Genomic DNA, 14,885 nt, shown 5'->3' with positions numbered 1-14,885 from the left:
AATAGTTACAACATGCGCCAGCCAAGCTGAATTGAAAAAGTAAACAATGTAAATTAAATGCCAATACGAATGATTATCACCTAAATTATGCCCCACATTTATTGGTGATGATTGTTTCTATGCTGCTTAAAAGCAAAGGTGTTCAAACTTGGGCTCGCCGCCTACATATCTATATTTCGATGGCTCTTCTCTTAGTTACGCTGTTTTTTGCAGTAACTGGTATTACCCTCAATCGCCCCGAATTGTTTGAACGCAGTGAACCTATCATTCAACAACATACTCTGACGGTTCCGCACTCAGTTCTATTCTCACATTCAGATACCTTTCAACCTAATCGTGAAGAACTGGTGGCTTTTTTGACTAAGGAAACCGAGCTTCGCGGTACTCCCTCCGCATTAGATGTGTATACCGAAGTTGAGCAAGGTGAGTTGTTACTCGGAGAGCTGTCTATGGATTTTAAAGGCCCAGGTTATAACGCTACGGTCTTTATTGATATGACCACCGGTGCGGCAGAGGTTGAAACGACGCACTACGGTATTGTTGCGCTGCTGAACGATCTACATAAAGGACGCAACAGTGGTGGTATTTGGAAGTGGTTTATCGACGTCACTGCGCTTTTGATGGTGTTTTTTGTTCTAACAGGTGTGTGCTTATTACTGCCTAAGAAGAAGACGCTTAGAACGTCAATGCAATGGATGAGCTTTGGTACGTTACTGTCGCTCGTGATTTATTTTTTTGCTGTTCCATAACAGCTTTTTTAGAGAACACTTATGTTGAACACAGGAAGATTTTTCCGCCGTAATCACTTTTGTAAAGCCGCTTTGATCGCGGCTTTTGCTCCTTTCTCTCTTTCTGCGGCTCCTCTACCAGATAACGCGAAGATCGATTTCGAATTCGAACTTCCAAAGATAGACACTTCAATGTACGCACGCCCTTATGTGGCGGTTTGGGTTGAAAACGACCAGCGTAAACCGGTTAAAACCATTCAGCTATGGGTAGGAAAAGACGAATGGCTAAAAGACCTGCGCAGCTGGTGGAGAAAAGCGGGTCGTTATGATCGTGAACTTGTTGATGCGGTGACGTCTGCAACGCGCCCTGCTGGACAGTACCGTTTTGTTTGGGACGGAACCAATGATGCAGGAAAGCGTTTGGAGCAGGGAAATTACACATTGTACGTCGAAGTCGTTCGTGAACACGGTGGGCGTAACTACTTACGTCAAAAAATAACGCTAGCGGACAGTGAAGTGCGCTATGAGCTTAAACCAACTCAAGAGACGGGTGTCATCACCGTCAATTATCAAGTTAAGTGATTAAAGGACACAACAATGAAAACCAAAATCAAAGCAGTGGCATTGGCGAGTGTAATGGCAATGGGATTGGCTGCAACAACCACCGCACAAGCGCATCCACGTTGGGTTCTGCCTTCTCACTTTACGGTTTCAAAAGAAGGCGGTGACTGGCTGACATTTGATGTTACTGCTTCTCACGGGACGTTTGTTTTTGATAAGCCTGCGGGTAGTGACCAAGCGTTCGTGGTGATGCCGGATGGCCGTTCTGAGCGTCCTAACTTTGTTGTTCGTGGCAAACGTCGTTCTATGTTTGATTTCTTTTTTACGGAAGAAGGCACGCACAAAGTCGCGATCAATAATCAGCCGAGCTACTACACCCAATACAAAGCGGGTCGTCGTGATACGGTGAAGTGGGCTCGAGCAAACAAAGCTGAGCGTGGTGATGTGCTTCCCGAGCAAGCACGTGATGTGGTTACTCAACTAAGCTACACCCGAGCAGAAAGCTACATTACGGTTGGTATGCCAACGGACAAAGCGTTGGAGATTGAAGGCAAAATGCTGGAGATGAAGCCAGTCACGCATCCATCGGACATCATTGAAGGTGAACCAGTCACTTTCCAGTTTTTCTTCAATGGTGAGCCACAAGAGGGCGTCACAGCGGAGATCACACGTGAAGGCACCATGTACCGAAACCATCAAGAACAAATCGATGTGGTGAGTGATAAAGATGGCAAAGTGATCTTCACGCCAGAGGTCGCAGGGCGCTACTTAATGAAAGCGAACTACAAAGGTGAATTAAAAGATAATCCATTGGCGGATAAAGCGAGTGCCAATGTTCACCTTACGTTTGAAACTCAACTTAACTAATCGAATTAGGCTCAGCAATCGCTGGGCCATTTTGGAATCATCATGAATAACACTTTTCTTCTCAAAGCTGCTTTGATTTTTTCTGGATTTACTTCTTTTCACGCTGCTGCACATTTCCCTCTGATGAGTTGTCACTTGGCGCAAGATAAAGTGATTTGTGAAGCGGGCTACTCGGATGGATCGACAGCGGTCGACTACGATGTCGAAATGTACGATTACGACGACAATCTGATCGCCAAAGAAAAAACAGATAAGCGTTCCATCGCAGAATTTACTCACCCTGAAACAGATTTCTATTTGGTATTTGATGCCGGACATGAAAGCCCGGTGGAAGTGGATATCGTTGAGCTGAAAGAGAAATGAGTGTACAGAAAGTTCGCCCTGATGATGGTAACCGAGAAGGAAAGTGGGTCGCACTGACTATCGCAGCGATTCTCGGTTTTGCAGCCATACTTATGCCCTACCATCAGGTCGCGACTGAAAAGTCAGACATACAGGCTCATCAAGTTTTAATCACGGACTTACATCAAAACGAGTTGGGTTTGATCGCTGAACTTAAGCTTGCTCATGAAGAGATTCGTGATTTGCAGCTAGAAACTGGAACTTGGCCTGAGGTCTCTGACATGGAGGCGCTTTGGATTGCTCCATTCGTAAAAGACCAAAATTGGAAGCGCAAAGGGTCTCATCAGTGGAAACGAATCGATGACGGAGTCTACATTGGCATGAAGAAAAATGCCCAAGGTTCTGCCTCTATGCTTCTGGATAGCCGTGGCTCTCAAGCTGATATTTGGTTTAGTGATTCTAGCCGATCGTTAAATGCGGAGGTACTAAGCGATCTAGCAAAACGCCGCCAGCATGGCTGGCAACAAATCGTTCTGTCAGATTCCTCTTCTTCCCATTCTCACGCCCATTAAGACAACATAATTGATAACTACTATGATCAAACGCTCTCTTTTACGTCGTATTCTTACAGCCACCGTGTTATTGACGGTGTCTTCTACTGGCTTTGCTGCCGATAAACTCAGTATTGGTATTACGCTTCAACCTTATTACAGCTATGTCAAAGCTGTTGTTGATGACAAGGCGAACATCATTCCTCTGGTCGATGCTGGTTTTAACCCTCATAACTATTTACCGCAACCCAATGATCTTAAGCGTTTGAATGAAATGGATGCGATAGTGATCAATGGTATTGGTCATGACGATTTTGCACTGAAAGTGATCAAAGCCTCTCAGCGTGATGATCTCGTGGTTATCGAAGCAAACAAAGAAGTGCCTCTGTTACCGGCGATGGGGCAGTCAGTTGGTCAAGGTGCAGTGAACCCTCACACCTTTGTTGGTCTATCGACCACTATTCAAAAGGTTTACACCATCGCGAGTGAGCTAAGTAAACTGGACCCAGACAACGCTACTTTTTATCGCCAAAATGCTCGTAAATACGCGAAAACTTTCCGCCTGATGAAGCGTGATGCAATGTTGTCTCTTGGAGAGTTGGACACGGCTGGTATGAAGGTGGCGACAACCCATAATGCTTACGGTTATATCCTTCAGGAATTTGGTGTTGACGTCGCAGCTGTCATTGAGCCTGCTCATGGTGTTGAACCAAGTGCCAGTCAGTTGCAGGAAACGATTGAGAAAATTCGTGAATCGGGCATTGATGTGCTGTTTTATGAGCTCAATATGCCGAACCGTTTTGTTGATACCATCGAAGAGGCGACAGGGGTGCAGCTTTATCGCTTTTCTCACATGACTCACGGTGAGTATGAGGCTGATAAAGTCGAGGTTGAGATGCGAGATAACGTGGAAACGCTCATTGAAGCAATGAAGTTTGTTGCGAGCAAGCGAGCAGGGGAAAAGGCGTAATGACAGGTCCTTTCGTTTCCTTAAATAACGTGGGCCTGAAATACGCCGACAATATTATTTTGCAGAACATCAGCGCTGAATTCGAGAGCGCGAAATGCCACGTTATCATGGGGCCGAATGGTGGTGGGAAAACCTCTTTGCTTCGTTCGATACTTGGGCTAACACCATTTTCGGGAAACATTGCACTCAATTGGCCAGAACCATCAGCAGCATCGGGGAAGATAGGGTATGTGCCACAAAAAGCGATGTTTGAAGCAAGCCTCCCGTTAACCGTGATGGATTTTGTACTGCTTAACCAAACTCGTATCCCTCTATTTTGGCGACGTAAAACGAAACAAACTCAACATGCCCTGGCCCAGCTGGATCGCGTGGGTATGGCAACGCGTAGCGACCGTCGTATGGGGCAACTCTCTGGCGGTGAACAACAGCGTGTTTTGTTTGCGCAAGCTTTACTGGATGAGCCCAATTTATTGGTTTTAGACGAACCTACAACTGGGATGGACGAGCAAGGTGTTCGGTACCTTGAAGGTTTGATTCATGAAGTCGTTGGAGAAGGCAAAACGGTACTGGCAGTACACCATGACGTGACCGCAGTGCGCCGTTTAGACGCGCAGGTCCATGTCGTAAATCGTCAAATTGTGGCGTCAGGGCACCACTCAGATGTGTTAAGTCCTGATCGTATAGAAACATTATTCAAGCACTACACAGCAAAAGTGGAGGCTGCATAATGGATTGGTTACGAGAGTTAGCGGTTAGCGGCGTTGAAGCTGGATGGTTAAGCGATAGCTTTTCTTATGCCTTCATGGTGAACGCAATTGTGGCTGCGTTGATATTAGGACCATTACTTGGTGGTCTTGGTACATTAGTCATCGCCAAGCGACTGGCGTTTTTCTCCGAAGCAGTTGGCCACGCAGCACTGACGGGTATCGCTATTGGTGTTTTACTTGGTGAACCGCCAGAAAACCCAATCATAGGGTTGTTTAGCTTCTGCATGATCTTTGCGTTGCTGCTGCACTTCGTGAGAAATCGCACCAATGTACCTTATGACACGTTGGTCGGTGTATTTCTGGCGTTAGCTCTGGCGGTCGGGGCGGCGTTGCTGATGTACGTCGCACGTAAGATCAACATACACATGCTAGAAAACGTACTGTTCGGTTCGATTTTGACGGTGACCGATAGAGACATCACGTTGCTTGCAGTGAGCTGCTTGATCATCCTGCTGCTGCTGATTCCAACATTTAATCGCATTTTGCTCACGTGTATCAGCCCAGATATTGCTCGCGTGCGTGGCTTCAATACCAGCTTTTACGATTACCTATTCGTCATGATGATCACTTTAGTGACGATCGCCGCAGTGAAGATCATTGGTGCCGTGTTAGTAGGTGCCCTGCTATTGATCCCTGGTGCGACAGCTAGGTTGCTCACCAAGCGAATGGGAAGCTTTGTATTGCTTTCTTCTCTGCTTGCGACGGTTGCTTGCTTGGTTGGCACCATATTGCCAATGGAGCTCGACTTACCGGTGCCATCGGGCGCGTCGATCATCATTGTTTCCGTTGCTTTCTTCTTAACTGCAACGGTTTATCGAATTATTCGTAAGGCGTGATAACGCTTTTACCTACCCAACTTAAGTATCTCGACATGAAAATGAAAACTCTTACTTTAGGTTTAGGATTGATGGCGATGAGTACATTGTCATCATTGGCGATGGCCAAAGATATTTTAACCAGCACTCCCGTCACGTACATGTTGTCTGAGCAACTCATGAAAGGTACAGGGATAGAGACTCAGTATCTGCCTCCAAAGCGTTACGGCGTTGAGCGTCTTGAGAACTGGTTCGCAAATAAAGGTACAGAGCAAGTTAAGCAAGCGGGTCAAGCCGCGACGGTTGCTATTACTCTTGGTGCGATTTGGAAACAAGACCCGACTTATGTTTACGCTCGACAGGGCAACATTCACTTGATTGAAATCGATGCATCGCAGGCCATTTCTCCTAGAGCTCAAGGAGTTGCAGTACTGACATTGGAAAACGGGTCAACATCGAAGTACGCGTGGCTGAACCCTACAAACTTAATCCGAATGGCGGGCATTGTTGGAGAGGATCTACAACGTGTATATCCTGAGCACCAAAAGGCGATTCAAACGAATCAACAGGCTTTTATGCTCAATGTGCGTGAACTGCTCAACCAACAACAGGCAGAGATCTTCGATAAAGGCATCGATTCAGTGGTACTGATGAGTGAGTCACTAGAGGACTTTGTCTCTGGCAACCAATTGTTTGTGGTTGGGCGCGAATTTAAGCCAGAACTCGAGTGGACAGAAGAAGACAAATTATCTTTAAAAGCTCAGTTTGAACAAGATAAAACGCTATGGTTAGTTACGGATAAACGACCGTCGAAAACCTTGACATCGCTTATTAAACCGAGTCGTATACTGCAAATTGATGTTATTGACCGCTGGGGCAGTAAGGGTATCAAAACTGAGAAGCCACTCGCACGTTGGGAGATGTGACACGTAAAAAGCCACAGATTTTATGATGGGGAATGAAAAGTTCCCTATTTTTTTGTGACTTAGTTCAAAACGTGAGCATTAATACCACTGGTTGCATAAGAAAGTGTTTGTTTCATTTCTATTTCATTACTACTTTGTTATGTGTTCGTTGCGATTGATTCGGATTTAATCTGTCTCTAAGCGAACCGGTACAAACAACTATACGGATGTTAACAATGAAAATGAAAACTCTAGCCGTTGCAGTGGCGGCACTAGCATGTGGTTCACAGGCCTTCGCAGCAGAAGTTTATAACAGCGATGGTACATCTTTATCGATCGGCGGTCACGTTTCAGTTGGCGTGGGTGAGTACTACGAGGAAGATGTGAAAGTTCATCAAGTGTCTCCACGTATTAACGTCGCGGGTAAGAAAGACATTGGCAACGGTATCACTATCGACGCTAAAGGCGAATGGGCGCTTAACTACTTAAATGGTGGTGAACAGTCATTCAAAACTCGTCTAGGTTACATCGGTGCAACTCACGAGCAGTACGGTCGCCTTGTTGCAGGTACTCAATGGTCACCTTACTACGATGTCGCTGGTGTTGCGGATCTACCAATCGCGTTTGCGAACGACTTTTTGTACGACAACCACGGCAACCTAGGCTCAGCTCGTGCTGATAAAATGCTTAGCTACCGTAAAGGTTTTGAATTTGGTGAAGGCTTTGCTTTCAACCTAGGTCTAGGTTGGCAAGGTGAGCAAACTTCAGATGCAACAACATACGAGCAACGTGGTCAAGTTGCACTGAGCGGTTCTGTAGCTGGCTTTGGCCTAGGCTACGTATACAGCGGCGGTGATGTTAAAAATGCGACTCTAGGTACTAAGAACGCTGAATCACACCTATTCTCTGTAAACTACGGTCAGTACGGTTCAGGTCTATACGCAGCAGTAGTATACGGTATGAACGATTACTTCTACGAGATGCGTAAAGAGACTTCTCAAATTGAAGCTCTTTTGGCATACGGCGTGAACGATTGGACATTCAGCGTTAACTACGAAGGCGTAGAAGACGAAGAAGACAACAAGACAGTTTCAAGCGAAACTGCGCTACAAGCAGAGTACGCTGTAACTCCTGCTTTCGTAACGTTTGCTGCTTACCAGTTTGACCTAGGTAACGATTACACTAGCGAAGAGAACGACTACTGGACTCTAGGTGCTCGTTACTACTTCTAATAAATAGGCCAGTTTCTACTGCCTAAACACATTTATTGTGTTAACGCCTACTCGTTGTGAGTAGGCGTTTTTCTTTCTGCTTTCCGTTGGCTATAAGAGACACTGGTAATGATGTGCTTAGGTACCCCAACTCTCTGTTTAGAGAGCGCGTCTATAAAAAAATGCCCGCAAGTTGCGGGCATTTTTGTTGTTAGAGATGCAGTTTAATTGAAACGATTATTTTTTATCGAGTAAATCGAGGAAGAACGCATACTCTAGCGCATCTTCTTTTAAGCGTTTAAATCGACCAGATGCGCCGCCGTGTCCGGCTTCCATATCGGTTTTGAACAACAAGACGTTATCGTCTGTCTTCATTTCACGAAGTTTGGCGACCCACTTCATTGGTTCAAAGTACTGTACTTGAGAGTCGTGCAAGCCAGTCGTTACCAACATGTTTGGGTAGTTTTGCGCCTTGATGTTGTCGTAAGGCGAGTAACTCAACATATAGTCATAGTATGTTTTGTTATTTGGGTTACCCCATTCATCATACTCATTGGTGGTTAGTGGAATCGATTCATCGAGCATGGTGGTTACCACGTCCACAAACGGAACGTGTGAACCGATACCGCGGTACAGTTCTGGTGCTTGGTTGATGACAGCCCCCATTAAGAGACCACCTGCAGAGCCACCAACAGCGAAGACTTTATCTTTCGCGCCGTAGCCTTGTTCAACCAAACCTTTAGTTACATCAATAAAGTCGTTGAATGTGTTTTGCTTGGTGAGTTTTTTACCATCCTCATACCAAGGACGGCCAAGCATTTCAGAACCGCGAATGTGAGCGATGGCGTAAACAAAGCCGCGGTCTAATAGACTCAAACGTGTCGAGCGGAAAGTTGGCTCAATGGTTGCACCATAAGATCCATAACCATATTGGTAGAGTGGATTCGTACCATCCTTCTTAAATAAGTCTTTACGATACACCAAAGAAACGGGTACTTCTTTACCGTCACGGGCTGTAATCATAATGCGTTCTGATTGGTAATTGTCAGGATTAAAATCACCAAGTACAGGTGTTTGCTTCATGATTTCTGACTCGCCCGTTTTTAGATCGAAATCGTAGTAGGTTCCTGGAGTGGTTAAACTGCTGTAATAAATACGAACTTTCTCGTTATCCAGCTCTAGGTTACCTGTCAAATAGGCTGCAAACGCATCGTCATTAAATGTGAGGGGGAATTCTTTTCCTGTAGAGAGCTGACGTACAGTGACGCTTGCTAGGCCGTTAGAGCGCTGCTCATAGACGAGGTGATCATCGAATAGCTCGAAGTCGACAAGTTGAGTGTTGTCGTCTGCGGCAATCACGTCTTGCCACTTAGAGCGATCGTGCATCTCTTCTTGCTTAACTTTCATCAAACGGAAGTTCACGGCTTGATAGTTGGTATAAATGTAATACCAATCGCCTAGCTTAGAAATGCTGTATTCAATGCCATTTTCACGAGGATAAAAAGGCTTCGCCTTTGCTTTAGGGTTGTTCGCATCGATGATGGAGACGCCGCTGGTTTCTGTACTGGAATGCCAGATATAAATATCTTCGCCATCTTTGCTTTTGCTTAGTGAGGTGTAATAGGCGCTGTCGGTTTCTTCAAAAATCAACTCATCACTGCTTTGTGGCGTGCCTAAAACATGACGATACACTTGGTAGCCCAGCAAGGTCTGTGGATCTTTTTTGATGTAGTAAAAGGCGTTGTTATCGTTCTGCCATGCAATCGCGCTTGAGGCGCCTTCGATTTCATCTTGTAGGTAATTGCCTGTTTTCAGGTCTTTGATCTTAAGAGTGTAAACGCGGCGGCTTAATGTATCTTCGCCATACGCTAGTAAGTTTTCATTCGGACTAACGTACAAGCCGCCAATACTGAAGAACTCATGTTCTTTTGCAAGTTCATTGACATCTAAAATGACTTGCTTGTCTTTGCCTGCAAAGTCTTTAGCTCGAAGGTGAACTTCGTATTCGTTATCTCCGGTCACTTCACTTGAGTAGAAGTAGTTGCCTTTACGCACAGGAACGGAGTTGTCGTCTTTTGCTATGCGACCTTTAATTTCTTCAAATAGCTCATTTTGAAGAGCTTCAGTGTGCTTGAGAACGGTTTCCGCATACTGATTTTCTTGCTCTAGGTGCTGCAAAATTTCCGGATCTTTACGTTCGTCGTCACGCATCCAGTAGTAGTTATCAACGCGAGTATCACCATGAATAGTCATCGCGTGAGGGACTTTTTTCGCAACCGGAGCTTGAGTTTGTTGAGCAACGATCTGTGATTGGGAGTATTGAGTCATGCTGGGAGTTCCTTGATTGCTGCATCCGGCGACAAGCGCGACCGAGACGGCCAACGTAGTTAAAGTGAAACGCATCTGTTTTTGTCCTTATTATACACCCAAGTGGCCTCATCCTGAGGGCTGGGCTTTCATTTCGTTAGTGGTTTTCAGTTGTCCATTCTTTGTTATGAGGTATGCCAAAAAGTGAGAATCCTCAATATTTCCGAGTTGGCTACTCAATTTGAAGGGAGCTGAAAACACATTGTGTAAGCAGCTGTTATTTTTAACAAATATCAATTCGAAAGTTAAATCATTCTCATCGGGAAATCGATATAGTGTGATATGAAAAAAGGGACACACTTGTTGAGTGTGTCCCTTTTGGATTTTGAACGTTAGTCGATAATGATCAGATGACTTGCGGCACTTCGTTTGAGTGGTTGTGCGCTCGATTTACCCACATGAGCCCAAGCATTGCAATTACCGACATTGCCATCATCAAAACACCAAGCGGCATTTGGTTATGCGCTGGGAATAGCGATGCAAGCAAGGTTGCAATACCGGCGCCCAAGTTCTGCATGCCACCCAGAGTCGCACCAGCTGTCCCCGCGTGGTAAGGGAACGGAGCAATTGCTCCGGTTGTTGCGGCTGGGAATAGGATACCCGCACCCAAAAAGTACACGGTTGCGCCACCAACCAGCGTTAACGCCGTGGTTAAACCAAACAAGCCAGGGATGAGCACAATAGCAGAGCCAACAAAAATCGATACCAAGCCCACATTTAAAGCACGACGCTCAGAGCGACGTCTTGCGATGTAGCTAGATAAGCCTGCGCCCACCAAGTAACCTGGGATCGGCAATATAAACAACAAACTTACCGTTGTTGCAGGTAATTCTAATACCCCACCTAACAACACCCCAGCCGCTGCTTCGAATACACCCACACCAGCGAATGTTGCAACCAGGCAAATCAAAAAGCCTTGGAAGCGGCGATCTGATAAAACGTGTTTGTAGCTTTTGGCTACTGGTTCGAACTTGCGTTTCTCTTTTGGTAGCGTCTCCATCATGCTGGTCATCATGGTAATCACCACTGCAATGCCAAACAGCGCTAAGAATAGGTAGCTAGAGCGCCAGCCAAACGCTTCGGTTAAGTAGCCGCCAAGCACGGGAGCCAACAATGGTGAGAAAATCACACACATGCTGATTAAGCTATTTGCTCTGTGTAGCTCAGAACCTTCAAAGCAGTCGCGAGTCAGAGTACGTGACATCGCACCACCGCAGCCAATACCTAAACCTTGGATGAAACTACCAATCAAGAACCATTCAAATTGGTGTGCAAAGAGCGCCACCAATGTACCTACGATGTAGATAAGTAGGCCTGCTATGATGATTGGCTTGCGACCTAAGCGGTCCGATAACGTACCGTACACGAATTGCGATAAGCCATATGGAATCAGGTAACAAGCCATCACAGCTTGAAGTGATGACGCAGACACCAAAAACTCACCCGCCATATGACCGATTGAAGGCACGTACATTGTTTGGGTCATTTGACCCACGGCAGTCAATATTGCGATTAAAAAGGTAAGTTTCGCTAATGGAAACGAAGCAGACATTTGCGTATCTCTCCAAAAAATTTAAGACGTAAAAACCCTTAGCGCTCTAATGCAGAGTGCCAACAGACTTTTGGTGTTACGGGGCTATTTGCGCGAGATATTAGTCTTTGCGTGTACAATTAGCAATCGAAAAGTGTGAAGTTGAGCAAGATAAAAATCTATAATATGCATTAGAAAAACTAATCTTAATTTGCATTCGGAAATAGGCTGCTTTTCTTTGTTGAATTACGTTAAATCTCTTATTTGTTGTGAATGTAAACCTACTTATAGGTCATTGGTTTTTATGGTTAAAATCGAGGGGAGAAGAATTGTTTTGGTTAGCCAGAGCAAGACATGGTTCGAACGAAGAAAAGACTGTAGAAGGCACCATGAACAAAAAGGGAGCCGAAGCTCCCTTAGAAATGATTATGTTTATTCGCGGCCAGATGCGTATGCGTAAAGCATTTCTAGCGCGATGGTTGCTCCCGCTAATGCGGTAACATCACTGTGGTCGTACGGAGGCGATACTTCTACAACATCCATACCCACAATATTCATACCGGCTAAGCCACGAATGATCTTCAGTGCTTTGTCTGAGTTCAAGCCACCACAAACGGGTGTACCTGTTCCTGGTGCGAAGGCTGGATCCAAGCAGTCGATGTCAAAAGTAACATACACTGGCTTGTCTGCGACGGTGCGACGAATCTCTTCTAAGATCTCGTTCACCGACATGTCATTCGCTTGCATCGCATTAATCACATTGAAGCCGTGATCTTGCTGTTTGTATTCAGTACGAATACCGATTTGTACTGAGTTCTTCGCAGAGATCAAACCTTCTTTCGGCGCATGGTAGAACATTGTACCGTGGTCGTATGAACTGCCATTTGCGTAGGTATCCGTATGAGCGTCAAAGTGAATCAGAGCCATTTGACCATGATGCTTCGCGTAGGCACGCAGGATAGGCAGTGTGATGAAGTGGTCACCGCCCAATCCCAACATGGTTTTACCGCTTTTTAGAATTTCACTGGTTGCCGCCTCTAGACGGTAAGTGAAATCTTCCGCATCACCACAGTCAAACACGAGATCGCCCGCGTCGATCACTTTCAGCTTATCCAATACGTTGAAGTCCCAAGGGAACTTCTTACCTTCCCATGCCAAGTTGACTGAGGCACGGCGAATCGCATCTGGACCCATGCGCGCGCCTGGACGACCAGATGTAGCCATGTCCAGAGGAACCCCTAGCACCACAACGTCTGCGTCTGCCGATACCGGATTACGAATGTACGGTAGACGTAAAAACGACATAGAGTTGGAGTAAAGCGAATAATCGTTTTTAGTAAACAAATCATTCATATCAGAAGTCCTCTAAATAGGTGTATCCCGCTAGACCTTGTTCTAGTTCTGCTAGGATTTGTGCTTGTTCATTGGCTTCAACTCGTTGGGAAACCAATTGTTTGTAATTGTCACGAATCGCATCCACGTCGATATGAACGTAGCGCATCATGTCTTCTACACTATCACCTTCATTGATATAACTGATCTCAAATTGACCGTGTTCATCAACATTGACTACTGCACTGTGGGTGTCACCAAATAGGTTGTGCATGTCACCAAGGATTTCTTGGTATGCGCCTACTAGGAAAAAGCCCATTAGGTACGGTTTGTCTTTGCTCCAAGCTGGTACAGGTAGCGTGCTCTCGATGCCTTGACCATCAACGTAGTGATCGATCGCGCCATCAGAGTCACAGGTGATGTCCAACATCACAGCACGACGCTCTTCCGCATCGCCAAGACCAGAAAGTGGCAGAACAGGGAACACCTGATCAATACCCCAAGCATCTGGTAGAGATTGGAAGAGAGAAAAGTTCACGAAGAACTTATCTGCAAGACGTTCACTCAACTCGTCCAGAATCGGACGGTGGAAGCGATTTTTAGTGCTCATCTTGCGGCTTAGTTCGAAGTAAATGCGCAGTGACAGTTGCTCTGCCCACGCACGTTGCTCCAAGTTAAGCACACCAGTTGCGAATTGAGAGTGTACCTCTGCCAAATCACTTTGGGTATCATTGTAGATCTCAATTAACGCACGAGCGTCTGTACCATCTTGTAAGTTTTCCCAGTTTCGCCACATGTTTTGTAGCAAAAGTGGAGCATCTGCGCCAAGTTCATACACTTCTTCCGGTTGGTACGTTTCTGTACCAATTACGTTAGAAATCAATACAGCGTGGTGCGCTGTCAGTGAACGACCGGATTCTGAAATGATCACTGGCATCGGTTGTTCGTATTGCTGACACACGTCGCCCACTGTGTTGACGATATTACGTGCGTACTCTGCAAGGCCGTAGTTCATCGAATTCGATGATTGGCTGCGTGTGCCGTCGTAGTCGACTGCCAAACCGCCGCCCACATCGAAGTATTCGATGTTTGCACCCAGTGCGCGCAGTTCGCAGTAGAAACGTGCAGACTCATTCACACCATTACGTACGTCACGGATGTTTGCCATCTGTGAACCCAGGTGGAAGTGAACCAGTTGCATCGCATCTAGGCTGCCTTCGCGTTTCAGACGTTCAATAACGCTAAGCACTTGCGATGCAGACAAACCGAACTTCGATTTTTCACCGCCACTTGCTTGCCATTTCCCTGCACCTTGAGAGGCGAGGCGAATGCGCAAACCAAGGCGCGGTTTTACGCCCAAGCTTTTCGCTTCTTCTAGCACCAGATCCAGCTCAGAAAGCTTCTCTAGTACGATGAATACTTTGTGGCCCAGCTTTTCACCGATCAGTGCAAGACGCACATACTCACGGTCTTTGTAGCCGTTACACACGATCACGGAGCTGCCTTGTTGAGCCAATGCAAGTACTGCCAACAATTCTGGCTTGCTACCCGCTTCAAGACCAAGCTGTTTGGTTTCTAGTTGAGCTTGGCTCGCTAGAATTTCATCCACCACTTCACGTTGTTGGTTTACTTTAATTGGGTACACCAACAGGTATTTGTTTGGATATTGGTATTCTTCAATTGCTTGGTTGAAAGCGTGGCAAATTCCATGCACACGTTGGTGCACGATTTGCGGGAAGCGCACTAATACAGGCAGATTTAACTGCTTCGCTTCTAGCTCGTTTACAATGGCACTGAAAGGGATTTGATGTGCACGATCACTACGAGGTGATACGTAAACCTCGCCTTGGTCATCAATACCGTAGAAACCTTGGCTCCAGTAGTGAACGTTGTAGTCCGCGCGGATGCGGTCTAATTTAGTTGCTTTTTCCAACTCGA

Annotated in this window: 14 protein-coding genes; 10 read left to right on the top strand and 4 right to left on the bottom strand. The window is 45.9% G+C overall.

Annotated features, from left to right (window positions below; translation table 11 throughout):
- Positions 1-119 precede the first annotated feature (119 nt).
- The 10 genes from VEA_RS19175 to VEA_RS19130 all read left to right on the top strand — a co-directional run bounded on the left by VEA_RS19175 (position 120) and on the right by VEA_RS19130 (position 7,738).
- Positions 120-749: a PepSY-associated TM helix domain-containing protein gene (locus VEA_RS19175; RefSeq protein WP_006741223.1), complete on the top strand. Its 630-nt coding sequence runs from the start codon at positions 120-122 to the stop codon at positions 747-749.
- 21 nt (positions 750-770) lie between these two features.
- Positions 771-1,310 carry a DUF2271 domain-containing protein gene (locus tag VEA_RS19170; RefSeq protein ID WP_006741224.1) on the top strand — a complete coding sequence of 180 codons (540 nt, stop codon included), beginning with the start codon at positions 771-773 and terminating at the stop codon, positions 1,308-1,310.
- A 15-nt stretch (positions 1,311-1,325) separates the two neighbouring features.
- Entirely contained in the window at positions 1,326-2,156 is an 831-nt protein-coding gene (locus tag VEA_RS19165) for a DUF4198 domain-containing protein (protein WP_006741225.1), read from the top strand.
- A 42-nt stretch (positions 2,157-2,198) separates the two neighbouring features.
- A complete protein-coding gene (locus VEA_RS19160) occupies positions 2,199-2,519 on the top strand; it encodes a hypothetical protein (RefSeq protein ID WP_006741226.1) in 321 nt (106 codons plus the stop codon).
- Positions 2,516-3,070 (top strand): DUF6162 family protein, encoded by a 555-nt coding sequence (locus VEA_RS19155; RefSeq protein WP_006741227.1) that lies wholly within the window; start codon positions 2,516-2,518, stop codon positions 3,068-3,070. Before VEA_RS19160 ends, VEA_RS19155 begins: the two co-directional genes overlap by 4 nt.
- Positions 3,071-3,092: 22 nt before the next feature.
- Complete coding sequence (locus VEA_RS19150) at positions 3,093-4,019, top strand: metal ABC transporter solute-binding protein, Zn/Mn family (RefSeq protein ID WP_006741228.1); 927 nt, start codon at positions 3,093-3,095, stop codon at positions 4,017-4,019.
- Positions 4,019-4,747 (top strand): metal ABC transporter ATP-binding protein, encoded by a 729-nt coding sequence (locus VEA_RS19145; RefSeq protein ID WP_006741229.1) that lies wholly within the window; start codon positions 4,019-4,021, stop codon positions 4,745-4,747. The genes VEA_RS19150 and VEA_RS19145 overlap by 1 nt, the downstream gene beginning before the upstream one ends.
- On the top strand, positions 4,747-5,622 hold the full coding sequence (locus VEA_RS19140; protein WP_006741230.1) for a metal ABC transporter permease: 876 nt from the start codon (positions 4,747-4,749) through the stop codon (positions 5,620-5,622). Before VEA_RS19145 ends, VEA_RS19140 begins: the two co-directional genes overlap by 1 nt.
- Positions 5,623-5,657: 35 nt before the next feature.
- Entirely contained in the window at positions 5,658-6,527 is an 870-nt protein-coding gene (locus tag VEA_RS19135; protein WP_006741231.1) for a metal ABC transporter substrate-binding protein, read from the top strand.
- Positions 6,528-6,742: 215 nt separating this feature from the next.
- Positions 6,743-7,738 carry a porin gene (locus tag VEA_RS19130; RefSeq protein ID WP_006741232.1) on the top strand — a complete coding sequence of 332 codons (996 nt, stop codon included), beginning with the start codon at positions 6,743-6,745 and terminating at the stop codon, positions 7,736-7,738.
- 216 nt (positions 7,739-7,954) lie between these two features.
- Here VEA_RS19130 and VEA_RS19125 read toward each other — a convergent pair whose 3' ends face one another.
- The 4 genes from VEA_RS19125 to speA form a co-directional block, all read right to left on the bottom strand.
- Complete coding sequence (locus tag VEA_RS19125) at positions 7,955-10,120, bottom strand: S9 family peptidase (protein WP_081441252.1); 2,166 nt, start codon at positions 10,118-10,120, stop codon at positions 7,955-7,957.
- A gap of 310 nt (positions 10,121-10,430) precedes the next feature.
- The gene (gene emrD / locus VEA_RS19120) at positions 10,431-11,636 is read right to left on the bottom strand and encodes a multidrug efflux MFS transporter EmrD (RefSeq protein ID WP_012842394.1); all 1,206 of its coding nucleotides are present in this window, start codon (positions 11,634-11,636) and stop codon (positions 10,431-10,433) included.
- 411 nt (positions 11,637-12,047) lie between these two features.
- The gene (gene speB / locus VEA_RS19115) at positions 12,048-12,968 is read right to left on the bottom strand and encodes an agmatinase (protein ID WP_006741236.1); all 921 of its coding nucleotides are present in this window, start codon (positions 12,966-12,968) and stop codon (positions 12,048-12,050) included.
- A gap of 1 nt (position 12,969) precedes the next feature.
- Positions 12,970-14,880 carry an arginine decarboxylase gene (speA, locus tag VEA_RS19110; protein ID WP_041853149.1) on the bottom strand — a complete coding sequence of 637 codons (1,911 nt, stop codon included), beginning with the start codon at positions 14,878-14,880 and terminating at the stop codon, positions 12,970-12,972.
- Between the last annotated feature and the right edge of the window lie 5 nt (positions 14,881-14,885).

The organism is Vibrio antiquarius, from assembly GCF_000024825.1.
GTDB lineage: Bacteria > Pseudomonadota > Gammaproteobacteria > Enterobacterales > Vibrionaceae > Vibrio > Vibrio diabolicus.
The sequence above is the reverse complement of the archived record's forward strand: the minus strand, read 5'-3'. Positions and strand labels throughout refer to the sequence as shown.